This window comes from Bartonella sp. HY406, assembly GCF_025449315.1.
Taxonomy (GTDB): domain Bacteria; phylum Pseudomonadota; class Alphaproteobacteria; order Rhizobiales; family Rhizobiaceae; genus HY038.
In genome coordinates, this window is record NZ_CP104893.1 from 3088666 (window position 1) to 3113539 (window position 24874).

13 protein-coding genes are annotated in these 24874 nt (G+C 41.8%); 9 read left to right on the forward strand and 4 right to left on the reverse strand.

Features of this window, described 5'->3' with window-relative positions; all coding sequences use genetic code 11:
• The first annotated feature begins 430 nt into the window (after positions 1 to 430).
• Positions 431 to 1579: a hypothetical protein gene (locus tag N6B01_RS13025; protein WP_262079143.1), complete on the forward strand. Its 1149-nt coding sequence runs from the start codon at positions 431 to 433 to the stop codon at positions 1577 to 1579.
• A gap of 92 nt (positions 1580 to 1671) precedes the next feature.
• Here the strand turns inward: N6B01_RS13025 and N6B01_RS13030 are convergent, their stop codons facing one another.
• Positions 1672 to 2574, reverse strand: a complete 903-nt coding sequence (locus N6B01_RS13030; RefSeq protein ID WP_262079144.1) for a bifunctional methylenetetrahydrofolate dehydrogenase/methenyltetrahydrofolate cyclohydrolase — start codon at positions 2572 to 2574, stop codon at positions 1672 to 1674.
• Between the two features lie 382 nt (positions 2575 to 2956).
• Between N6B01_RS13030 and proC the strand changes: the two genes are divergently transcribed.
• The 5 genes from proC (at position 2957) to N6B01_RS13055 (ending at position 9958) form a co-directional block, all read left to right on the forward strand.
• Positions 2957 to 3766: a pyrroline-5-carboxylate reductase gene (proC, locus tag N6B01_RS13035; protein ID WP_182418177.1), complete on the forward strand. Its 810-nt coding sequence runs from the start codon at positions 2957 to 2959 to the stop codon at positions 3764 to 3766.
• Between the two features lie 162 nt (positions 3767 to 3928).
• Positions 3929 to 4585 (forward strand): peptide-methionine (S)-S-oxide reductase MsrA, encoded by a 657-nt coding sequence (msrA, locus tag N6B01_RS13040; protein ID WP_262079146.1) that lies wholly within the window; start codon positions 3929 to 3931, stop codon positions 4583 to 4585.
• A 455-nt stretch (positions 4586 to 5040) separates the two neighbouring features.
• Positions 5041 to 7758: a preprotein translocase subunit SecA gene (gene secA, locus N6B01_RS13045; RefSeq protein WP_262079148.1), complete on the forward strand. Its 2718-nt coding sequence runs from the start codon at positions 5041 to 5043 to the stop codon at positions 7756 to 7758.
• Positions 7759 to 7961: 203 nt separating this feature from the next.
• Complete coding sequence (locus N6B01_RS13050; RefSeq protein ID WP_182419781.1) at positions 7962 to 8375, forward strand: Fur family transcriptional regulator; 414 nt, start codon at positions 7962 to 7964, stop codon at positions 8373 to 8375.
• 650 nt (positions 8376 to 9025) lie between these two features.
• A complete protein-coding gene (locus tag N6B01_RS13055) occupies positions 9026 to 9958 on the forward strand; it encodes a ribose-phosphate pyrophosphokinase (RefSeq protein ID WP_182418180.1) in 933 nt (310 codons plus the stop codon).
• Positions 9959 to 10171: 213 nt separating this feature from the next.
• Here the strand turns inward: N6B01_RS13055 and N6B01_RS13060 are convergent, their stop codons facing one another.
• From N6B01_RS13060 to N6B01_RS13070, 3 genes are all read right to left on the reverse strand, one after another.
• Complete coding sequence (locus tag N6B01_RS13060) at positions 10172 to 10306, reverse strand: hypothetical protein (protein ID WP_262079151.1); 135 nt, start codon at positions 10304 to 10306, stop codon at positions 10172 to 10174.
• A gap of 444 nt (positions 10307 to 10750) precedes the next feature.
• Positions 10751 to 11059 carry a hypothetical protein gene (locus N6B01_RS13065; RefSeq protein WP_262079153.1) on the reverse strand — a complete coding sequence of 103 codons (309 nt, stop codon included), beginning with the start codon at positions 11057 to 11059 and terminating at the stop codon, positions 10751 to 10753.
• Positions 11060 to 11330: 271 nt separating this feature from the next.
• Positions 11331 to 12131, reverse strand: a complete 801-nt coding sequence (locus tag N6B01_RS13070) for a glucose 1-dehydrogenase (protein ID WP_262079155.1) — start codon at positions 12129 to 12131, stop codon at positions 11331 to 11333.
• A gap of 417 nt (positions 12132 to 12548) precedes the next feature.
• Here N6B01_RS13070 and zwf point away from each other — a divergent pair, with 417 nt between their 5' ends.
• The 3 genes from zwf (at position 12549) to N6B01_RS13085 (ending at position 24618) form a co-directional block, all read left to right on the forward strand.
• Positions 12549 to 14024: a glucose-6-phosphate dehydrogenase gene (gene zwf / locus N6B01_RS13075; protein WP_262079156.1), complete on the forward strand. Its 1476-nt coding sequence runs from the start codon at positions 12549 to 12551 to the stop codon at positions 14022 to 14024.
• Between the two features lie 10 nt (positions 14025 to 14034).
• Complete coding sequence (gene pgl / locus N6B01_RS13080; protein ID WP_182418184.1) at positions 14035 to 14901, forward strand: 6-phosphogluconolactonase; 867 nt, start codon at positions 14035 to 14037, stop codon at positions 14899 to 14901.
• Positions 14902 to 15999: 1098 nt separating this feature from the next.
• Complete coding sequence (locus tag N6B01_RS13085; protein ID WP_262079158.1) at positions 16000 to 24618, forward strand: glycoside hydrolase family 94 protein; 8619 nt, start codon at positions 16000 to 16002, stop codon at positions 24616 to 24618.
• Positions 24619 to 24874 lie beyond the last annotated feature (256 nt).

Consider the following 24874-nt stretch of genomic DNA (forward strand, 5'->3'; position numbering starts at 1 on the left):
ATCTTATGTTTGTTAAAATTATATTCTTTTGCCGCGTTTTTAAAACAACAGCATAAAAAACAGTTATAAATCTTGCACAAACAGTGCAGGAATTTGCCAGGCTTGTAAACCTTAGCTTTTCGTATTGCATGTAAACTGTGCAGATTATAACAAACAAATTTTACTGGTAGATTACCTCCCTGACCAGTATCCCATTTTTTATCACGATCCTGTTATTTTGATGAGGCAGTTTGATACTGCATTTTATGGATCATGTTTATTTTGATCAAATTACGATATATTATGATCAAATGCAAGTAAACAAAAAATTACAAAAAAGCAAAAAAATTAGTAATGTTTTGTTTTTATTAGCTATAATAGTGAATTACTGCCTTTTTTAAAGCTACTATTTTTGTAAATACTAAAAAATTATCAAAGAGGGATTATCGTTTTGAAAAAAACATGGTGGGGTATAATTTTTAGTTTGTTAGCTTTTGGTATTATGGGAGCAGTCTTGCTTTTAAGCGCCAAGGAGGCTGTCAAAGATCCTACTTGCTCCTATGAAAATGTTTTTTTAGAAATTGATTATAGCAATTTTATGCATGATGAAAGGAGGTTTAAAACCATTACCAAACAGTGGCATTATTATGATGGTGTTAGCAATGAATTAAAACAAAAATTAGCTAAAGTTTTTAGCTTAAATCGTGACGAATTATTTAAAATACTGTCTACGATAGATAGCAAAAACTCATCTTGTAAGAATACTGTTATGAGCCATAATTGGATATATTTCTTTCGCGGAGAATATCAACAACAACTAGCGCAAAAATTATTAAGTAATGATTTTTATGATTTTGAAACCGACGACCATTTTACCTACTATATGGGATTGTTAACGGATAGTTATCCAGAAATTAAAAAAATATTAGGTTCAAATATTGATCAATTAGATGAATATGCAGTCAATAGGTTACAATCTGGTTATCGCAGTGCAAGCAAAAATATTTTAGCAACCTACTACCGTTATGCACTTCATATGGGATATGTTGATGATTACCGCAAATATATGAATATGCCGGAGGCAAAAGGTGATAGATGGCAAGAACAAAGCCAGCTATTTATTGATATTGGCAGTGTAGCATTGATCGTAGATCAAGATCGCGATTATCTACCCCAAACAGCATTGGCCGCAGTAAAAAAGTTATTTGCAAATGGTGAAGAACAAGCACTTGAAACTGTTTTAAACCAATTTAAGCATTGTGGTCTTTATTATTGCTCAACCCCTGAATATGAGGGTACTTTAACTGTCATTGCTTTTTTTAAACAAGAGGCATCGGTTAAAACGATAGCGTCTTATGTTCAAGGTGAAAATCCATTTGCGCTCGATATTGCCAGAAATCCGCATTACTATATAGGATTTAATCCTGCTTTATTGGCGGCCTTGTCTTCAGCCGTTAATGATAAAGAGCTTTATTGGCGCAGTGAGCTTCCTAGGTTTTCTGTTCGTGAGGATGTAAATCCTGCCGATTTAATCGTAAGTCCGGATGATTTTTATATTTATGGTCTGCGAATTTTTAAAATTTTAAAAAATATTGATTGATTTTTAAAAAGCCTGTCTGCTGAGCAAAGCCATTTAACGAGCTTGAGCATTGATCCATTATGAAAACGGTAAAATGCTCAAGCTAATATAAATCAATCAAATTGTGGAGCGGCAACACCAACAGATAGGCAAGCAGCTTTAAGGGTATTGGCCATAAGCATGGCAATGGTCATCGGCCCTACTCCGCCGGGAACTGGCGTGATAGCACCTGCGACTTGGCTTGCACTATCAAACTCGACATCGCCGACTATGCGGGTTTTGCCTTCGCCTTTTTCTGGTGCATCAATGCGGTTAATGCCAACGTCAATCACTGTTGCGCCCGGCTTAATCCAATCACCTTTAATAAGCTCTGGTCTGCCAACGGCAGCTACCACAATATCACCGCTACGCACAACGTCTTGCAGATCATGAGTGCGACTATGGGCAATAGTAGTTGTGGCATTGGCAGCAAGTAATAGGCTAGCCATTGGTTTGCCAACAATATTGGAGCGACCGACAATCACCGCATCAAGATTAGAAAGATCATTGCCAAGGACGCGGCGGATCATAATCATTGCGCCTGCGGGTGTGCATGGTACGAAAGTATCATCAATTGCACCAATGGCCAATTTACCCGCATTGACATAATGAAAGCCATCAACATCTTTGCGTGGTGAAATGGTTTCGATTACTTTTTCAGCTGAAATATGGTTTGGCAGCGGTAATTGCACCAAAATACCATGAATGGCTGGATCGCCATTTAAATTAGTGATTAAACGCAATAGGTCTTTTTCGTTAATATCGCTATCAAGTTTGTGGGTTACCGATTTGAAGCCACATTCTTCTGCCTTGCGACTTTTTGAGGAAACATAGATTTCACTTGCTGGATCTTGCCCGACAATAACCACAGCAAGACCGGGACGGATATTATGGCTTGCCATTAATTGCCCAGTTTCATGTTTGATCTGTTCAATAATTTGTGCTGCCAACAGTTTTCCATCAATAATATCGGCCATCCGTAAAGCTCCAATTGTGTGTTTACTTAATGCCTATCACCACCATGAAGTTTCCCCTTCACTCAAGCAGTAATAGCCTGTTTTCTTTGTGCAAATTGTTATAATCGTATTATAGGTCACTTTTCAAACTATAACTCTTATAAACCTATATAGAAATTGCTAGCAAAGTTAAACGATGATGGTACTCTTTTAAAAGAATTAATTTACCACAAATAAGGTTAGGACCTTGCTTTTATAAAATCTGTGACAAAATGGGCGCATTTTGGTTTTTATAAAAACAGTGTTTGAACTATTTCGGCTTCAAGCCTATGGTCGCTTTTAAGCATGATGCAAAATATCAAGATTTCTGTTTTAAAACAGGATCAAATAGAAAGATGATGAGATGAGCAATAATATTGTGTTGGTTGGTTGTGGTAATATGGGGCGTGCCATGGTTGAGGGCTGGCTTCATAAAAAAGTCGCTAAGCCCGACCAGATTCATGTTGTTGAACCAAATGAAGAGTTGCGCCAACGCGCTCAAGAGCTTGGCGTTCATGTTTATGACGATGCGCAGGGCATTGGCGAAAATGTCGCTGTTGATTATGTATTGTTTGCCGTAAAACCGCAGGTGTTTGACAAGATTGCCCCAGCCTATCAAAAATTTGCAAATAAAGCTGCCTTTGTCAGCATTATGGCTGGTGTAAAAATTGCAAAATTTACCGAGCTACTTGGTGAAAAAACAGCTGTAGTGCGCACAATGCCGAATACACCTGCTGCAATTGGTGAAGGCATGTTGGTCTATTGCATCAACGACCATGTTAATGCTGGCCAAGAAGAGTTTGTTCGCGCGCTTTTACATGCAAATGGTGAAGTTGCTAAGGTTGAAGAAGATCAAATGGATGCAGTCACCGGTCTTTCTGGTTCTGGCCCCGCTTATGTTTTCCATATGATTGAGTGTTTAGCGCGCGCTGGTATGGAGGTTGGTCTTGATGAAGATACCGCTTTGTTGCTTGCTCGCCAAACCGTAAAAGGCGCAGGTATTTTGGCCGCCAGTTCGCCTGAAATGCCATCGCTCTTGCGTGAGCGCGTCACCAGTCCTAATGGTACAACAGCTGCAGGTCTTGCCGTTTTAATGGGTGATAAGCGCATGGAAAATATGATTGTTGAATGTGTAAAAGCTGCTTGTGAACGCTCGAAAGAGCTTGGCAACTAAAATTTCATTGAAAGAAATAACAAGGGTGCATTGGAAACAAATGCACCCAATTTTGCAAATGCTTATTTGAAAGCTATATGGCAATAATAAAATTGAGCCGGTACTTTATTTCATATTAACAATTTACCATTTAATACGAATACAAAGCTTAAGGAGCATTCTATGACATCATCTGGTTTTGATAAGTCTAAAATGCCGCAGGGTGATGAAATTTTACCCGGTCGGTCTCATGCAATCGCCACTGCAGACAAGCATTTCGTTAATGGTGCGCCACTTAAAGGCGAATGGCAATCGCCGTTAAAAAGCATTTATCTTGGTATGGGGTGTTTTTGGGGCGCCGAGCGGCTGTTTTGGTCCTTGCCAGGAGTGATCGTGACAAGTGTTGGCTATGCAGGAGGCACAACGCCTAATCCCACTTATGAGGAAGTTTGCTCCGGCCGCACAGGACACACTGAGGTGGTCGAGGTTGTTTATGATGAAAGCAAAATTGACCTTAAACAGATTTTAAAACTGTTTTGGGAAGAACATGATCCGACCCAATTTATGCGTCAAGGCAATGATATGGGTAATAATTATCGCTCTGCCATTTATGTAAATGATGATGATCAGCTTGCTATTGTTGAACAAAGTGCCAAAGATTATGGCAACGCCCTTCATCAACGTGGCCTAGGTGATATTGTTACCGAAATAAAAATGCATATTCCTTACTATTATGCCGAAGATTATCATCAGCAATATCTTGCTAAAAACCCCAATGGTTATTGTGGTTTACAAGGCACGGGCGTATCTTGCCCTATTGGTCTTGGTGTCAAAGCTTAAAATGACTTAGTTACGCCCTTTATTGTGCCACAAAATTATAATAATTCTATTATAATTAGTTGTTCTTTAAGCACTTTGTAATGGCGATTTTAGCTATATATATTGACAATTTGGTTATTGCTTCTTATCTGTCAAGAAATTTCTATATTCTGTTTATATAGTAATTTCTTGAAAAATCGGGGTTGATGGCTTTATCCATCAAAGGCAAAGATTTGATTTAGTTTTTTTTAATGTTTCACGTGAAATAGCTATAATTGCTTTTTTAGTGAAATCATTAAAAGCTTAAGATTATTCAAGTCATTATTTGGTTTTTAAAGCAGGTTTTATAATGACATGCACTTTTGTGAGTTGCATTATAGTTGTTGCACTTATAAAAGCTGTTTAGGTTTAAAAGTGGTTTACTTGGATTAATACTTAATCCAAGTGGTTTTATTTAAGAATGGAAAGGACCAGTAATGGTCAGTTTAGGTGGTTTGGCTCGCAGACTTTTTGGCTCAGCGCATGAGCGCCGTGTTAAAAGTTTGCGCCCGCGTGTTGCGCAGATTAATGCGCTTGAACAGCAGGTTTCTGCCCTTAGTGATGACGAGTTGCGTGCAAAGACTGCCGAATTCAAACAACGTCTTGCTGATGGCGCCACACTGGACAGTTTGTTGAATGAAGCTTTTGCAACCATACGTGAAGCATCAAAACGTGTCATGGGTATGCGCCCCTTTGATGTGCAGCTTATTGGCGGCATGGTTTTGCATGAACGTGGTATTGCTGAAATGCGTACCGGTGAAGGTAAAACGCTAACCGCTACCTTGCCAATTTATCTTAATGCCCTTGAAGGTAAGGGTGTTCATGTTGTTACGGTGAATGATTATCTTGCTAGCCGCGATGCGCAAACCATGCGCCCACTTTTTGGCTTTTTAGGGCTGACCACTGGCGTTATCGTTCATGATCTTGACAATGACCAACGCCGTGCCGCGTATAATTGCGATATTACCTATGCCACCAATAATGAACTTGGCTTTGATTATCTGCGCGACAATATGGCTTTTGAGCGCGGCCAGATGGTTCAACGCGAACATAATTACGCGATTGTTGATGAGGTCGATTCTATTTTGATCGATGAGGCGCGTACGCCGCTTATTATTTCAGGACCGCTTGAAGACCGCTCTGATTTTTATACCCTTATTGATAAGTTTATTTTGCCGTTGGTGCCAGAAGATTATGAAATTGATGAAAAGCAAAAGACATCAACTTTCACCGAAGAAGGTACGGAAAAGCTAGAAAAGCTTTTGGCAGAAGCTGGTTATTTAAAAGCTGAAGGGCTTTATGACATTGAAAATGTCACCATTGTCCATCACCTTAATAATGCTTTGAAAGCCCATAAACTCTTCCAACGCGATAAGGACTACATCGTCCGCAATGATGAAATTGTCATTATTGATGAGTTTACTGGGCGTATGATGCCGGGTCGGCGTTATTCTGAAGGCTTGCATCAGGCTTTGGAAGCCAAAGAAAACGTCAAGATTCAGCCTGAAAACCAAACGCTTGCATCTATCACGTTCCAAAATTACTTTCGCATGTATAAAAAACTTGCTGGTATGACTGGTACGGGTGCAACGGAAGCTGAAGAATTTGCCAGCACCTATGGGCTTGATGTTATTGAAATTCCAACCAATGTTCCGGTTATCCGTATTGATGAAGATGATGTTATTTATCGCTCCATCGAGGATAAAACCAAGGCGATTGTTAAAGATATTCGCGAGGCGCATGCCAAGCATCAGCCAGTACTTGTTGGTACCACCTCGATTGAAAAATCTGAGCATCTTGCCGAGCGTCTTCGCAAGGAAGGTATTACTGATCTAAAAGTGCTCAATGCTCGTTACCATGAGCAGGAAGCCTATATTGTTGCACAAGCAGGTGTACCAGGTGCGATCACTATTGCGACCAATATGGCAGGTCGCGGTACTGATATTCAGCTTGGCGGTAATGCCGATATGCGTATTAGCCAGGAATTGGCTGATATTCCTGAAGGACCAGAGCGCGATGAAATGGCAAAAGCCATTCGTGAAGATATTGCGCGCTTGAAGGAAGTTGCGCTAAAAGCTGGTGGTCTTTATGTTCTTGCAACCGAGCGTCATGAAAGCCGCCGTATTGATAACCAGTTGCGTGGTCGTTCTGGACGTCAGGGTGACCCTGGTCGTTCTAAGTTCTTCCTTTCAACCGAAGACGATCTTTTACGCATTTTCGGTTCTTCCAAACTTGGCGCTTTGGTGCAAAAATTTGGCTTTGAAGAAGGCGAGCCAATTACCCATCCTTGGATGAATAAGGCGCTTGAAAAGGCGCAAAAAAAGGTTGAAGCTCGTAACTTCGAAATTCGTAAGAACCTGCTTAAATATGACGATGTGATGAATGACCAACGAAAAGTGGTCTTTGAGCAACGTAATGAAGTATTAGACTCAACCGATCTTCATGAACTCATTGCTGAAATGCGTGAGGAAGTGATTGATAATATGGTTGATCATTATATTCCTGCAGGTACTTATTCTGAACAGTGGAAGCCGGCGGAACTTGCTGAAGATCTGCGCCAGACCTTGCATCTTGACTTACCAATTGAAGATTGGTCCCATGAAGAAGGTATTGGTGAAGAGCAAATCCTTGAGCGGGTTCGCGAAGCACTCGAAGCACGCGTAAAAGAACGTGACGAGCGTTTTGGTCCTGAGCTTATGCAATATTTCCAAAAAGCCATGTTGCTCGAAACAATTGATACTTTATGGCGCGAACATTTGGGCAATCTTGATCATCTTCGCTCGGCTGTTGGTTTCCGTGGCTATGCGCAGCGTGATCCGCTTAATGAATATAAGACAGAATCCTTTGAGCTGTTCCAAAACATGCTAATTAATTTGCGCCGCGATGTGGTGTCGAAATTAATGCGCTTTGAAATTATTCAAGAAGCCCCTTCCCCACAATTGCCGCCGATGACTGAAAATCATCCTGAAGCTGACGAATTTGGTTCTTTTGAAGAAGCGGCGCTTGCGATACCTTTTGAAGAAGAAAGGATCGTTGATCCTGCTGATCGTGACGCAAATGATCCTGAAACTTGGGGCAAAGTTGGTCGTAATGAGCAATGTCCTTGCGGCTCTGGCAAGAAGTATAAGCATTGTCACGGCGTACTTCGTGCATAAAATCTATGCTTCGCATTGGTGACGCATATTATTATAAGTGAAGCTTTTTGTATTGGAAAACATATCCATTTTTTGCAATGGATATGTTTTTTTATTTATATAATTGATCGCAGGTTTATAATAAAATAAATATATTGGCAAAGTGTAAGGCAAACTTAAATTTAGCATGGGAAAACGGTAAGCAGGTGATGACAAAGGCAGCTATGGATCAAAAATCACGCTATGAAATGGCGTTGCGCGAAGCTGGTTTACGCATCACGCGTCAAAGGCGCATCATCCTTGATTTCCTATTAAGCACCGATGATCATCCTAATGCCTTTGAAATTTTTAATAAAATCAATGCTATTGATAATACAATTTCGCTATCCACCATCTATCGCACCATGAAGGTTTTGGAAGAATGCGGTGCTATCCATCGCCTTAGTTTTGAAGGTGGCCCATCACGTTTTGAGCAAGCAGGAGGTCAGCATCACGATCACCTTATTGATATTGACAGCAATGAGATTATCGAATTTCGCTCTGACTTAATTGAAAAATTGCAAGAGGAAATTGCTCGTGAACTTGGCTATGATATTATTCATCATCGTTTTGAACTTTATGGTCGCAAACGCAAATAATTTTAAAAAAATCATTTGCTGAAATGAACAATATTTTTAGTTATTATGAGGTTGACTTATAAGCTCTTAAATCACGGGTTTTACTGGCCTTACGTACAATGAAGTCAAATAAAGTCAACGTTTTTTTATTTACCTCCCTCCCAATCATATTGAATATGATTGTAAAGATATTTTAGTGTTTAAAACAAGATGTGTTTGAAACCCTAACACAATGCAATAGAACTTAATTGTTTCATTATGAGACTTGTTTATTATCTTGCTTGGCATATTTACCACATTTATAAATTTTTTGCTAAAATGCTGTTGAATGTAAAATGTCTTATTGCATTTTATCCTCAGAACGTTAAAACGCCTTTATTGGAATTATATTAAAAACAGTCATCAACAGCCATAGGACTATGCGATGGAATATGCGGTTTTGCATGTTGCGTGATATAGGGTTTGCTATACTAGCACTTTATTTGTAACATGTATGGTAAATGACTAATTTCACTCTTCATCACCTGAAAATAAGTTTTACCAAAATCGTTTTTACCATTAATTGGAAATAGGCATTATTTTTCGCAGTCGTTAGAAGAATAATGTAAAAAAATGGCATTACTTTTTAAAAAAGCTCTTTAGGCAAAGCAACAGTGCCAGAGGATGGACAAATGAAACTTTTCTGCGGAAATGCAAATCCACGTTTAGCTGCGGATATTGCGAAATACCTCAATATCCCTTTAGGTTCTGCGACAGTGCGCCGTTTTGCCGATCAAGAAGTTTTCGTAGAAATTCATGAAAATGTTCGTGGTAAAGACGTATTTGTTTTGCAATCCACGTCTTACCCAGCAAATGACCATTTAATGGAACTGTTGATCATGATTGATGCGTTACGCCGGTCTTCAGCTCGGCGGATCACCGCAGTTATTCCTTATTTTGGCTATGCTCGCCAAGATAGAAAGCCTGGGCCGCGCACGCCTATTTCTGCAAAATTGGTTGCTAACCTCATTACTGAAGCAGGTGCGCACCGCGTTTTGACGTTGGATCTCCATGCGGGCCAAATTCAAGGCTTTTTTGATATTCCAACCGATAATCTTTATGCGGTTCCTGTTATAGCTCGTGATGTTAAAGCCAATTATACAACCGACAATGTAATGGTCGTATCGCCTGATGTTGGCGGTGTTGTACGCGCCCGTTCTCTTGCTAAACGCATTGATGCGCAGCTTGCTATTGTTGATAAACGCCGCGAACGTCCAGGCGAATCAGAAGTGATGAATGTTATTGGTGATGTTGCGGGTAAAAATTGCTTGATGCTTGATGATATTGTCGATTCTGGTGGTACACTTTGTAATGCAGCAGAGGCCTTGCTACAAAAAGGTGCAACTAGCGTTACTGCTTATATTACCCATGGTGTGCTTTCAAGTGGCGCAGCAGCTCGTATTGGTGCATCTAAGTTGAAAGAATTGGTGATTACTGATTCTATTCAGCCCACCACTGCTATTGAACAAACCGGTAATATTCGCGTCATTTCTATTGCTAGCCTATTGGGCGAAGCTATTTCACGCACCGCGGCCGAACAATCGGTTTCCAGTCTGTTTGACTAATATTATTTATATTCCCCGTTTTTTTGCATCTGCAACGGGGAATTTTACAAAAACAGCTTGAATTAAAAAATTTACATTTAGCTATCAAATTGCACTGGCATTTATAATGTCGAGCATCATAATCATGATTAAACCGCAATATCCATGATGGTTATTGCGGTTTTAACTTGTTTAAGCTTGGCCGTTTCACTTAACTTCAATAATCTTTCAGCCTTATTGGTCATTGCGCGGCGAACCATCGCCAAAGCCATTTCTACCATAATCACCAAAAGCACTAACTGATATGCTTTGAGCAGAAGAATGAGTGCGTGTTGTATAATGATTTTCAGGAGAGCCATCACCAAACACAGTTCGCGCGCCATTATCGAAGGACAGATTGTTTTGGCTATGATCAGTTATAGCGATATGCGCAACATAGTTATTTTCTAACGATCCATCGCTAAAGAATATACGGCCGTTTTAAGCAAATGATGCAGAGGTTGTTGCTAAAATTGCTACTAATGTGGAAATTGATAATTTCATGATAATAATCCTTGATTTTGATTTAAAATATTTTTTTCTTATAGCTAAGAATTTAGCCAATATATTTTAGATCAGAAGACAGATTAATATCGACATATTGTATCAATTTCGTTGGCAGTCCCCATTGGCAGATTATTGGTATCATGGCTAAATTGTCTTTTTCTTCTATGCCGTGCTTTAATTGTATAGCTCAAGCAAAAACCGCTGACGGACGAGCCATACAGCGGTTTTTCAAAGAGGCAAAAATTATGCTTTTAGAGCGTAAAGCTATTAGTTAAGCGGTGAGCCATCGCCAAAACCATTTCTTCCTTCATCATTGAATGAAAAATTTGATGGGGTGTTGGACCGGTTCTGGATATTGATTGTGTAGCCGTTTTCAGGCGAGCCATCTCCAAACGCATCACGTCCATTAAAGCTGGCTGGCAAATTGCTTTTATTATTGATATTTGCCGAGGCACTTTGTCCAGAAATATAAGAATTTTCAGGTGAACCATCACCAAAAAAACTGCGATTATTCTCTGCCAATGCCACAGAGCTTGTTGCCAAAATTACGACTAATGTCAAAGCTGATAATTTCATGGTGCTATTCCTTATGTGTTGTTTTAATTTAATTTTTCTTTATCTGTAATAAGGAATATATTGGAAAGACTTAATGGGGAAGCCTATTAAAATACAACGGATTGTTTCTGTTTCATGAACATTAAGTGACATTTTAATGAATGTTTGATGGCTATCAAAAATAGGTTATGACGTTTAAAGCTTATTAAAAATGGCATCCATGAATGTGATTGCCAAGGTAAAGTGCTCAAAACAACTATTTGCAACTTAATAGCCAAAAATGATTGCCCATCTAAAGATTATAACCGCCGTCAACGGGTATTATGGCGCCTGTTGTAAAGGATGATTGCTCACTTGCAAGCCAAAGGGCAGCATTGGCAACGTCCTGAGGGTTAGATAGGCGGCCAAGTGGAATTGAGTTGATCAATTCCTGACGTTTTTTTTCGGCAAGGCTGCCATAGAAAACGTCAAAAGTTGCGGTATCCGACTGGGCTGGACATACGCAATTGACACGAATATTGTCGCGTGCAAGCTCAAGTGCTAAAGCACGTGTTGCGCTCATTACCCAGCCCTTTGCGGCACCAAACCAGCTGAAGCCAGATTGTGGCCGTTCTGCCATGGTGGCACCTAGTGTAATGATGGAGCCGCCGCCATTTTCTTTCATATGCGGGACAAGAGCTTTTATAGCATAATAAAGGGATTTAATATTGACAGCGAGTATAAGATCAAAAGTAGGCTCGTCAACATCTGTTACATCGGCTTGCGGATGGGCAAAGCCGGCATTGGCAATGAAAATATCAATTTTCTTAAAATGTTGCAGAGCCTTTGTAACCATATGATCTATATCACCTTCACGGGTTACATCAGCTTGAACTGCAATGGCGGCATTTTCTTGCGTTTTGCCAATATCAGTCACAATATGCTTGGCGATAGTATCTGCTTTTTTCAAATTAATATCGGCAAGTACCACATTGGCACCCGCTTGCGCTAATTTTTGGGCTATTGCGGCACCAAAGCCGGCCCCTGCCCCAGTAATTAATGCCGTTTTGCCTTTTAACGATAATTGGTTGTTGATATCATAATCTTTTGACAAAGTTTTCCCCTTATAAAAGGTTGGAAACGCCAACCTATCCCATGCAAATTATGGTAAGAGTTTGCCGTAAATTGGTTAACGGAAAATGATATCCGTCAAAATAAGATGGACATTTAAATTAGTTTTAGGATATCGAATATTAATTGTATATCGCGTTAAACAGTTAGATAAACTATTTTCTTTATGGAGCAATGTGATTAATATACCAATAATCGCGAAGCAGTCATGTCACATAGTTTGACTTGTTTTTCTGCTTGTGTGTTACGGATTACGTTGAATAAATATACAAAAAAACCGCATTAAATATATGAACCTTTTTAACCATAAGGGGTTTATAGAATAAATATAGGATTTTCTATTTGTAATAAATAGAGCCACTTCAACAACTGGTTAACCAATCAGGATAAGGTATTCTTCATGGCCCATGATAGTATTTCAATTCCTCCGTTTGATTGTATTGTATTTGGCGGCGCTGGCGATCTTGCTGAGCGTAAACTAATTCCCGCACTTTATCACCGCCAACTTGTTGGCCAGTTATCAGAACCTGTGCGTATTATCGGTGCCTCGCGTAGCCCGATGAGCGATGAGGAATACCGGCAATTTGCGGCTACTGCCCTTCATAAGCATGTTGCAAAAGATGACATTAATGACGAGCAGATTGAAAAATTTTTAAAACGCCTTTCCTATGTAGCCGTTGATGCAACGAGCGATAAAGGTTGGGGCGATTTGAAGAAAAAAATCGAGGAAGCACCGGTTGATGTCCGCGCCTTTTATTTGGCGGTTGGCCCTGCTCTATTTGGTGATATTGCGGTACGGCTTGGACAAAATGGCCTTGTTACCAAGGATACGCGCATCATTGTTGAAAAGCCAATTGGTAAAAATCTTGAAACAGCGCGCGAGCTTAATGATGCAATCGGTCAAGTTTTCCAAGAAAGCCAAATTTTCAGAATAGATCATTATCTTGGTAAGGAAACCGTACAAAATTTGATGGCTTTGCGCTTTGCCAATGCACTTTATGAACCATTATGGAATTCTAACCATATTGACCATGTCCAAATCACCGTTGCGGAATCGGTCGGGCTTGAGGGACGGGCAGGCTATTATGATAAAGCTGGCGCTTTGCGTGATATGGTACAAAACCACATGTTACAATTATTATGCCTTGTTGCGATGGAGCCCCCCTTTATCAATAGTGCCGATGCTGTGCGCGATGAAAAGCTAAAGGTTTTGCGGGCACTACGTACAGTCAATGCCAATAATGTTCAAACAGCTACGGTGCGTGGTCAATATATGGCTGGTGCATCGGAAAGCGGACGCGCGGCGTCTTATTTTGAGGATCTTGGTAGTGATAAAAGCAATACCGAGACTTTTGTTGCTTTGCGGGTCGATATTGATAATTGGCGCTGGGCAGGCACACCTTTCTATTTGCGCACCGGCAAGCGCATGACCAAGCGGGTGTCTGAGATTGTTGTAACTTTCAAACCTATTCCCTATTCTATTTTTGGCGAAGATGCAGGCCCTGTGATGGCTAATCGTTTGGTTATACGGTTGCAGCCTGATGAAGGTGTCAAGCAATTTATGATGTTGAAAGACCCCGGCCCAGGCGGTATGCGCTTAAGACAAATTCCGCTTGATATGAGCTTTGCCAACTCCTTTGCAGGGCGTAATCCTGATGCCTATGAGCGGCTGTTGATGGATGTTATGCGCGGCAACCAAACTTTATTCATGCGCCGCGATGAAGTTGAAGCGGCATGGAAATGGGTTGACCCAATTCTTGATGGATGGAATGAAACAAAACAACCTGCCCAAGGTTATACAGCAGGTACGTGGGGCCCGTCCGGCTCGATCGCTTTGATCGAGCGTGATGGTCGCACGTGGAATGATATGGATTGAGGCCCTTTTTATGATTGCATTACATATAGATCGCCATACTTTTGATCGACCAGAAGATCTTGCCCGTTCGCTTGCCGACCGTGTTGCAACCGAGCTTAGTTTGGCGATTAATGAACGCAACCAAGCAACTCTTGCTGTTTCTGGCGGAGAAACACCAAAGTTGTTTTTCAACTATTTATCACAGATTGATATTGCTTGGGATAAGGTTACGATAACCTTGGTTGATGAGCGTTTTGTAGCGCCTGATCATCTTCGTTCCAATGAACGGCTTGTGCGCCAACATTTATTGAAAAATTATGCAGAAAGAGCGCGCTTTATCGGGCTTTATATGCGCTCAACTACCGCAGAACTGGCCGCTTTTTCTGCGGCAAGCCGTATTAATAATATTCCTCGCCCTTTTGATGTGGTTATTCTAGGCATGGGTCTTGATGGCCATACCGCGTCATTTTTCCCAGGCGGCGACCGCTTAAAGCAAGCAATCGATCCACAATCGCGCGCCCTTGTTGTGCCAATTCACGCAAGAGGGGCGGAAGAACCGCGCCTTACACTTACTTTACCGCTATTGATCGAGGCACATTTTATTGCCCTTCATATTGAGGGTGAGGCAAAGCTCGAAAAATTTGAACAAGCTTTGGAACTTGGTGAAGCAGCTGAAATACCAGTACGTGCAGTATTGCGCAATGCGGCAACGCCAGTGCAGCTCTTCTGGTCGCCATCGACAGAAAAGGGCGAGCGCAACCCCTATCTTGCTGCGGAAAGCTATTTTGAAATGATTGAAGTGCGTGAGCAAATCGGTGAAAGTGAAGTACAACTAGATATTGAGGACTTCCTTCCAGAATTGCCATTAGGTAATAGAGAAGACAATCAGCCACAATAAATCGCTTGAATAAAGATAAGCCGTTTTTAAATGTTTAAAACGGCTTATCCTACATACTCATATTAAAGGATTTTTGTCGGTGTAGTCCGCTCATTATTTGATATCGGCGCTGCCTGCTGCAATTTATTCTTTCTATAGGCCATAATAAAAGTGGCTAGGGTCAGGACTTGTTTATTGAAATGGAACAGGAAAATTTTATCGATAATTTTGTCGTTCCAGGTTAAATTTTTATATTTCTTGCGTTTAAGACCTATCTTCTCCACATATTGCATATGGTCGCTATAATTATTTTTCAATTTTATCAAAGTCTTATGCTTAAAAAATGCTACTAGGTTTTACCCCTTGGACAAGAGCAACATTTTATCCAATTTATGATGATGTTTCATAAAATCGGTTAGGGCAGTAGATTTATTCTAAAAATCTATGAAAGCTCGCTGCTGTGTAAATTGTAATCATTACATAGTGAAAAAAAACGTGTTGGATGATTTCGTAAATTTTAAAAATATTTCCATATTCTGTTTGTAATTATTGTAAGAACCAAATGCTAAGGCTGCTGATTGCATCTCATTGTTAGGCACGTTAGTTTTTGTAGGCTTACAATAATTATATTGTTGATTTTTAATATTTTTATAAGGGATAAAATCGATTGCCAAAATTGAAATTTGCAAATAATTCAGAATGGACAGGATAGAAGGTTCTATACAGAATTGGTTAAGCTAATTGGGCGTTTATGAAATATTATTCTTTGAATTGATAGGTTTTACAGCTATTATAACGAAGGCACTCCATGCGCTTTATTTTAGATTATAAAACAAACACAAGGGAGAGCGTAAGTTGGTTGAACGCAATTTTTTTACATCTTCACCATGTTGCAATGGCTATGTTTTTAATTGCAGTATTTGGTTTGCTGATAATGGTACTGATTAGTTAATAAGTGTTTTCTTAAAAAAATATAAACAATATGTTAGCTGTTTTTTCATTTTAAACTAAATGGAAAATACTTCAGAATATGTCTTTTGAGCACCGCAAATGGATAGGCGCTTGTAAAGGTTAAAAATACGGTCTTAATCGCCTTTTTGGGCATAAGGATAGTGATTTATGGTAAAAAACATTGTATCGGGCAATTGGTTTCATTTCGGACAAGATAATTGGCAAAGCCAAAAATTAGCAGCCCGCCCTATCCGTGCGGTTTATAAATCTGCCAGTCAATTGCGCGAGCTTGCCAATGAAATGGCAGGACATGAGCCTATTTCCTTGCCTGAATATGATCCTTTTGTGTTCGGTAGCCGCCTATCAGAAGATTCCAAAATCATTCTTTATGTCTTTCGCGCAACCGATGCAGCAGCACGTAATAATGAAACGGTAACACCGGCAGCGCAATGGCTGCTTGATAATCATTACACCATTGATAAAGCTATCCAGCAAACGCGGCGCGATTTTCCGCGTGGCTTTTTAAAGCAATTGCCAGCCTATGGTAATAATGACAAGATTGCCCGTATTTTCGCAATGGCTTGGCTTTATGTTGCCCATACTGATAGTAACTTTTCTCTTGAAACCTTGACTGAAATGGTCGAGGGCTATCAAGAAAAAGAGCCATTACGTATTGGTGAATTATGGGCTTTGCCATCAGCGATCCGCTTTTTACTCATCGATAATGCTCGCCGTCTTTGCTTACGTATCGAAAAAGCCCGCCAAATGCGTTTTAACGCTAATGAAGTGGCCGACAAAATTATTGCCATGGGTGAGGAAGACGACGTCAACGAACTTTTTGCTGGTTATCGCGAATTTTTGGGGGACACAAGTTTTGCCGCCCATTTGCTTAACCGTTTACGTGGCGCATCGGTGGATTGTAGCCGTGCTTTGACCTTGATTGATGATGAGTTAAGCAGACAAAATATTGACAGTGAAACAATCATGGCCAATGAGCATAGTCGCCAAGCAACCGGCGGCGTGACCATGGGTAACGTCATAAAGTCGCTTAAAGCGATTGATGACGTTGATTGGACGTCATGGTTTGAAAGCGTCAGCCATGTTGACTTTTTGCTGCGTAATAATAGTGATTTTTCACAAGTTGATTTTCATTCGCGCAATAATTACCGGAAAATTATTGAAAAGCTTGCCCGTCGCTCGCCCAATGATGAATTGACTGTTACCCGTAAGGCCTTAGAACTTGCCGATGAAACACGCAGCGAAGAAAATCTTAAAGCAAATCCTGCTATCCGCTCGCTTGCTTGGTTTTTAGTCGGTGAGGGGCGCCGTGGTCTTGAAAAAAAATGCGATTATCAGCCAACATTTTCTGATAAATTCATGCGTTTTTTCAAGGGACTTGGCATTTGGAATATTGCTGTTCCAGTTACCGTCCTTACTCTTGTTTTGTTGGCAATTGTCTATTGCTGTTTGCATCTTTTGGGGCTGCCGCAAAGCTTTGCACTGCTATTTACTGCTTTTGCCATTTTTCCATCGATGGATATTGCTTCTGCCCTTTATAATTTGCTCATTTCATGGACGGTGGAGCCCCACCGCCTTATTGGTTACGAATATAAGGATGGCATTCCTGAAGATGCCCGCACATTGGTAGTGGTGCCAACTATGATCAATTCGCGCGATAGTGTTGATGAGCAGGTGCGTAATCTTGAAGTGCATTATCTAAATAATCCCAATGGCGCAATTGGCTTTGTATTGTTAAGCGACTGGCCCGATGCCAAAGAAGAAGAAACTAAGGAAGATCTTGATCTTCTGGATTATGCTCGCGATGCCATCGCCAAATTAAACCACCATTATTTTGGTGATAATGTACCGCAATTCTTCATTTTGCACCGCCGCCGCTTATATAATAAAAGCGAAGGCTGCTTTATGGGCTGGGAGCGTAAGCGCGGTAAGCTGCACGAGCTTAATCTTTTATTACGCGGCGATCAAGATACCTCGTTTTTCCCCATTGACCCCAATTTACCGCGCAATGTTCGTTATATCATGACACTTGATTCCGATACGCGTTTAACGCCGGATTCAGTTACATTGATGGTGGGTAAATTATCTCATCCAATCAATCGTCCAGTTCATGATCCAAAAACCAATAATGTTATTTCCGGTTATGGTATTTTGCAGCCACGGGTAACACCATCGCTCACCACCGGTGAAGAAGCATCGTTCTTGCAACGTGTATTTTCGCTAAATCGCGGTATTGACCCTTATGTCTTTGCGGTCTCTGATACCTATCAAGATTTGCTAGGCGAGGGCAGTTTTACCGGTAAGGGGCTTTATGATATTGATGCCTTTGAACGCGCCATGGATGGCCGCATTGATGAAAATGCCGTTCTAAGCCACGACTTGCTTGAAGGTGGCTATGCACGTGCGGCTCTCGTTACCGATGTTGAAGTGATTGAAGACTATCCAACCGCTTATCAAGTTGACGCTGCCCGTCATCACCGTTGGGTGCGAGGCGATTGGCAACTCTTGCCTTATTTGTTTAAAAATCGTGGCATTAGCCTTATCACCCGCTGGAAAATGCAGGATAATCTGCGCAGATCACTAACACCGCTTTTATGGTGTGCTGCCTCGATTGCTGGTTGGTGTTTAATGCCGTTATCAACGGCACTTTTATGGCAGGCATTTTTGCTTATCGGCATGTTTATTGCGCCAACTTTGGGGGTATTGCGCGGCATAATCTCGGTTAATCGTGATTATTCAATGCGCGGCCATTTACAGGCGGTATTAACCAGCATTTCATCAAATACCGCAGAGGCTACTTTGCGGGTTACCTTTATTGCTCACACCGCTTATTATATGGTGGACGCAATAATTCGCACCCTTTATCGGCTTGGCATTTCTCATCATAATTTATTGGAATGGCGTTCATCGGCTGCAACAAAATCAGGGCCTAATAATTTAATCTCTTATATTGGTCTTATGTGGCCAGCCAGTATTATTGGTCTTTTTGCCATTGCCTTGCCAATTTTATTAACTGCACCTGCCGCATTACTTGCCCTTCCTTTTGGTCTTGTTTGGTTTTTTTCGCCCTTTATCGCTTGGATTGTTAGCCGCTCGGCTGCCGTACAAGATTCGCTTGAACTTCATGCCAGCGATAAAGCGGAACTTCGCCGTATTGCACGGCGCACTTGGCTGTATTATGAAACATTTGCCGATGAGGAAAATAACTTCCTTCCTCCTGATAATTTTCAAGAAGAACCTGAACCAATTGTTGCCAAGCGCACATCGCCCACCAATATTGGTGTTTATTTGCTAGCAATTGTTTCAGCCCGTGATTTTGGTTGGATTAGTTTTAGTGATACTTTGCGCCGTCTAGAGCTTTCGCTTGAAACCCTTGGCAAGCTAGAAAAATATCAAGGCCACCTTTATAATTGGTATGAAACCGATAGTTTGCGTCCATTATTGCCGCTTTATGTTTCAACTGTCGATTCGGGCAATCTTGCCGGCCATTTGGTCACCCTATCATCAGCTTTGCGTTCTTGGGCGGAAGCGCCTGCCGTTTATGTACAAAGCGATTTTGCCGGCCTTAATGATGTCAATGATATTATTGAGGAAGCCCTGGCGGAAATTCCAAATGATCGGCGTGTTTTACGCCCCTTACGTGCGCGTATTTTTGACCGCACACAAAACTTCCGCCGTGCTGTTTTCCAATTATTGAATGAGCCGGAAACTGCAACCTTCCGTATTCATGATATTAGCCTCATGGCAAGTGATATTGCAAAATTGGTACGCGAACTTGACAGCGAATTGCATAGCAGCCGCTCTGCGCGAGCTTTGGCTTGGGCCGAACGTTTGTTAGACACTTGCGCCGCCCATGAGCAGGATATAACCGGCGACCATGATAGCGATTTCTTGCGGGCGCACTTAATCCGTCTTGCCGAGCAAGCGCGTCAATATGCCTTTGATATGAAATTTGATTTCCTTGAACGCAAGGAACGCCGTTTATTGTCGATTGGCTATCGCGTCCAAGAAAATGAGCTTGATGAAAGCTGCTATGATTTGCTAGCTTCAGAAGCACGACTTTCAAGCCTATTTGCGATTGCTAAGGGCGATCTTAAGGTTGAGCATTGGTTCCGTCTTGGTCGTTTGCTTGTACCTGTTGGCTGGAAAGGCGCTTTGTTATCTTGGTCTGGCTCAATGTTTGAGTATTTGATGCCACCTTTGGTAATGCGTGAGCCGCTTGGCTCGCTGCTTGACCAGACCAACCGACTTGTTGTGCGTGAGCAAATTCGCTATGCGCGTGAACGCTCACTACCTTGGGGCATATCGGAAGCGGCATTTAATGCGCGCGACCAGCAGATGAATTATCAATATGGTCCCTTTGGTGTACCAAGTCTTGGCCTTAAACGCGGCCTATCGCGTAATGCGGTCATTGCCCCTTATGCAAGCCTATTAGCTGCGCAATATAGCCCAAGTGAAGCAGTTAGCAATTTGCGTAATTTGCGCCAAATTGGTGCTTTGGGACAATATGGCTTTTATGATGCGGTTGATTTTACCCCAGCGCGTGTACCAGAGGGTAAGCATTGTGCAATAGTGCATAATTATTATGCCCACCATCACGGCATGTCTATTCTTGCTATATCGAATGTCATTTTTGATGGCATTATGCGCGAGCGTTTCCATTCTGATCCGGTAATTGAAGCAACTGAGCTTTTATTGCAAGAAAAAGCACCGCGTGAAATTCCCGTTGTCCATGCCAAAACTGCAAATCCCATGCGCTCCGATGCAGGCGGCTTTGAAGATGCACCAATGCGCATTATCAATGATCCATTGGCGGCAGCGCGTGAAACCTTATTATTATCCAATGGCAGCTATAATGTCATGCTCACTTCAAAGGGCGCAGGCTATAGCCGTTGGAATGATATAATGGTGACCCGTTTTGAGGCCGATAGCGCCCAAGACCAACAAGGAACTTTCTTATTCTTACGCGATGTGTCAACTGGCCGGTGGTGGTCGGCAACCAGTGAGCCAACCCGTGTCAGCGAGGAAGATTGTCTTTGTGTCTTCACCGCTGAAAAAGCGGAATATCACAAAACCGTTGATGGTATAAAATCAACGGTTGAAGTGATTGTTGCTTCTGAGGGCGATGGCGAGGGACGGCGAATTGAGCTTATCAATACCACGGGCAAAGATCGAATTATCGAGATTACCTCTTATGGCGAACTTGTTTTAACCACCGCAGATACTGATGCAGCCCATCCAGTTTTCTCACGGATGTTTGTGGAAACAGAAATTGCGGATGACGGCGCAACTATATTTGCCCATCGCCGTAAACGTAGCCCCAATGATCGCGATATTTATGTAAGCCATTTTGTTACCGATGCGGCAGGAGCTATCCGTGAGGCGGAAGCTGAAACAGATCGCGCTGCCTTTATCGGCCGTGGTAGAACCATCTGGCGACCAACTATTTTTGATCGTGATAAGACATTTGTTGGTTCATCAGGCTGTGTACTTGACCCCATTGCTGCTATTCGCTGCAAGGTGCGCGTGCCCGCCCACAAAAAAATTGACCTCGTCTTTTGGACACTTGTTGCCGATAATCGTGAAAAGCTAGAAAATAACATTGCTTATTATCGCCAACCAAATGCCTTCCCGCGTGAATTTGCCGTGGCTTGGACACGTTCGCAAGTGACTTTATATCAGGTTGGCATTACACCAAAGCAAGCGCTTGATTATCAAAAATATGCTGGCTATCTCATCTATCCTGAGCGGCCTTGGCTGCCATCAGAGCGTATTGCAACCGGTCTTGGTAAGCAATCAGATCTTTGGCCAATGTCAATATCGGGTGACTATCCAATTTTCGTTTTACGCATCAGTAATGAAACCGATATTGGCATTTTACAAAATTTGCTACGCGCCCATGAATTTTGGCGCACACGCGGCTTGATTGTTGATTGCGTTGTTTTAAATGAGCGTGCTTTTTCCTATGCTCAAGACACACAGCGCGCTATTGATTGGATGTGTGAAGGGTATCGTAATCGCTCCAATGATAGTAATGGAAAGCCTCATATCTTTACCATTCGCCGCGACCAAATTAGTGATGCAAGTTTTGATACTTTACTTAGCAGCGCTCGCATTGTTCTTCATGCCGCTAATGGTACCTTGGCAGAACAATTAAAGCGCATGGAAAGCATTGCCAATGATCCAATCAATGGCAAGCTTTCAAATGGTGTTGGTAATGACAAAGCATTAGGTAAATCTACGCCACATAATAGCCTCATCATTGCTAATGCTAGCGATGAAACAAGTTTGATTGATAAAGAAGCCAATATAAAACCAAAGGCAACGGCCATCGGCCTTATTAGTAAGGTTGATGATCGCCGTTTTGCCAATGGTAAGGATTTGCAATTCTGGAATAATTATGGTGGCTTTGATAGTGATGGTAGTTATGTCACGCGTCTTATTGGTGCCAATACCACTCCTCATCCTTGGATCAATGTCATTAGCAATGAGCATTTTGGCATGCATGTTTCAAGCGAAGGTTCAAGTTTCACTTGGGCTGGCAATAGCCGCGATTATCAATTAACGCGCTGGGCGAATGATCCAGTTTCAAATCGTCCCGGTGAAGCACTTTATATTGTTGATCGTGATAGTTTACGCAGTTTTTCACCAGTATCTGCGGTGGAACGCGATCATAATGTGGTTTATGAAGCGCGTCACGGGCAGGGCTACTCGCAATTCTCGTCAACCCATGACAAGGTGGATTACCAGTTAACCCATATTGTTGATCCGGTTAATCCGGTGAAATTGTCAAGATTGACGATTAAAAACAACTCGACTACGAAAAAGCGCTTACGCCTTTACCATTATACCGAATGGGTTTTAGGATCAGTACGCGCTAAAAATGCACCTTACATTGTACCAACTCATGATAAGGCGCGCGGTGCTTTATTCGTCCGCAATCCTTATCAAACCGAAAAAGCTGATTTTGTGAGCTTTGTTGCCGCCTCGATTAAGCCAAGCAGTGTCAGTGCAGACCGTAATGAATTTATTGGTTCATTGGGAGTGATCGAGCATCCGCAAGCTATCCGCGATGCAAAAGATCTTTCTAATCGTGTTGAAGCGGGGCTTGATCCTTGTAGCGCATTTGCAGTTGATATTGAAATCGCTGCAGGTGAAACAACAGAGGTAATTTTTTATCTTGGTAATGGCAATAATATCGATCAGGCTAGAGTTGTTTTGGATGAAGCAAAAAAATCAGATTTTGCTGATCTCTTGGCCAAGCAAAAACAATTCTGGCGCGATTTTACCGCACCTTTACAGGTAAAAACGCCAGATCCTTCTTTTGATATGATGGTTAATCATTGGTTGCCTTATCAAGCCTATGCTTGCCGCATTATGGCGCGTGCTGCTTTTTATCAAGCAAGTGGTGCCTTTGGTTTTCGTGATCAGCTGCAGGATACTTTATCCATGCTGTTGCTCGAGCCTAACCTTGCTAGTGAGCAATTAATCAATGCCGCATCACGCCAGTTTAAAGAAGGTGATGTTCAGCATTGGTGGTTGCCGCAATCTGGATCAGGGGTACGCACGCTTATATCAGATGACGTGGTATGGCTTGGCTATGGCGTGTCGCTTTATATTAAAGTTACAGGCAATAGCGATATTTTAGACCAGAAGATCGCCTTTATCGAAGGAGAATTATTAAACGAAGGCCAGCATGATTCCTACTTCACACCAGAGCGCTCAGAGATAAGTGTTTCGCTCTATGATCATTGCGCTCTGGCGCTTGACTTAGCGATAAAACGTACCGGCGAAAATGGTTTGCCACTCATGCTAGGTGGCGACTGGAATGACGGCATGAATCTCGTTGGCATTGAAGGCAAGGGCGAAAGCGTTTGGCTTGGCTGGTTCCTTTGTGCCACTTTGCAACAATTCATTCCCCTTGCCAAGGCACGCGGCGATGAAGCCCATGTTAATGCTTGGAATGGTCATCTTGAACATTTGACCAAGGCCTTGCATGATAATGCGTGGGACGGCGAATGGTATCGCCGCGGTTTTTATGATGATGGCGCACCGCTGGGTTCGCATTTGAGCGATGAATGTAAAATTGACACCATTGCCCAGTCATGGAGTGTCTTGTCAGGTGTTGCCGCACCAGATCGTCAAGAACAAGCTATGGCATCTATGCTTGAGCATCTGCTCGATGAAGAGGGCGGCCTTATCCGTCTATTCTGGCCACCTTTTGATAAAACAGTACAAGAACCGGGCTATATTAAAGGCTATCCACCAGGCGTTCGCGAAAATGGTGGCCAGTATACTCATGGCGCTTTATGGAGCATTTTGGCATTGGCAAAAATGGGTAAAGCCGATGACGCCTATAAGGTATTTTCCATGGTCAATCCCATTAGCCATGGCCAAAAGCCTGAAATCTATAAGGTTGAGCCTTATGCTATAGCGGCTGATATTTATTCAGTTGAGCCGCGGCGCGGGCAGGGTGGCTGGACGTGGTATACGGGATCGGCTGGCTGGTTTTATCGCGCTGCAACCGAGGCTATTTTGGGTATTCGTAAAGAGGCCGACCGGCTTTATATCAATCCATCTATTCCAAGTGATTGGAAACAGTTCAAGATTGATTATAAAAATGGTGACGCTATTTACCACATAACGGTTACGCCAAAGGGTAGCGAGTTGAAGATCTGTGTAAATGACAAGGATATAATAGCCAATGAGGGCATTAAGCTTGAAGAAAATGGCGAGTTTAATGTAACTGTTTCAATTCCTAAATTATAGGTTCTTGCCTTACAGTAAGTGCTTTTAATTTGGCCAAAATAAAAAAAACCCTTTGCCTGGAATAACAGTCAAAGGGCTTTTTTTGGCGTCGACTTTTTTAGCAAAAATCTGCCATTTTTAATTTAAAGTATTTTATGGGAAACCTTTATAAAAAGGTGCGTTTTTAAAATAGATGCATGGCTTAGCGCAAAAATAGCCCGCTTTCTACTGAGTTATTACGTTTTTTAATGCTAAACAATTGTATTTGTTTTATAAA

What these genes read in the sequence shown, in the direction of transcription:
- proC (WP_182418177.1), top strand. Translation starts at nt 2,957, where the DNA reads ATGAGCAATAATATTGTGTTGGTTGGTTGTGGTAATATGGGGCGTGCC.
- N6B01_RS13030 (WP_262079144.1), bottom strand. Translation starts at nt 2,574, where the DNA reads ATGGCCGATATTATTGATGGAAAACTGTTGGCAGCACAAATTATTGAA.
- N6B01_RS13055 (WP_182418180.1), top strand. Translation starts at nt 9,026, where the DNA reads ATGAAACTTTTCTGCGGAAATGCAAATCCACGTTTAGCTGCGGATATT.
- msrA (WP_262079146.1), top strand. Translation starts at nt 3,929, where the DNA reads ATGACATCATCTGGTTTTGATAAGTCTAAAATGCCGCAGGGTGATGAA.
- N6B01_RS13050 (WP_182419781.1), top strand. Translation starts at nt 7,962, where the DNA reads ATGGATCAAAAATCACGCTATGAAATGGCGTTGCGCGAAGCTGGTTTA.
- N6B01_RS13065 (WP_262079153.1), bottom strand. Translation starts at nt 11,059, where the DNA reads ATGAAATTATCAGCTTTGACATTAGTCGTAATTTTGGCAACAAGCTCT.
- secA (WP_262079148.1), top strand. Translation starts at nt 5,041, where the DNA reads ATGGTCAGTTTAGGTGGTTTGGCTCGCAGACTTTTTGGCTCAGCGCAT.
- pgl (WP_182418184.1), top strand. Translation starts at nt 14,035, where the DNA reads ATGATTGCATTACATATAGATCGCCATACTTTTGATCGACCAGAAGAT.
- zwf (WP_262079156.1), top strand. Translation starts at nt 12,549, where the DNA reads ATGGCCCATGATAGTATTTCAATTCCTCCGTTTGATTGTATTGTATTT.
- N6B01_RS13085 (WP_262079158.1), top strand. Translation starts at nt 16,000, where the DNA reads ATGGTAAAAAACATTGTATCGGGCAATTGGTTTCATTTCGGACAAGAT.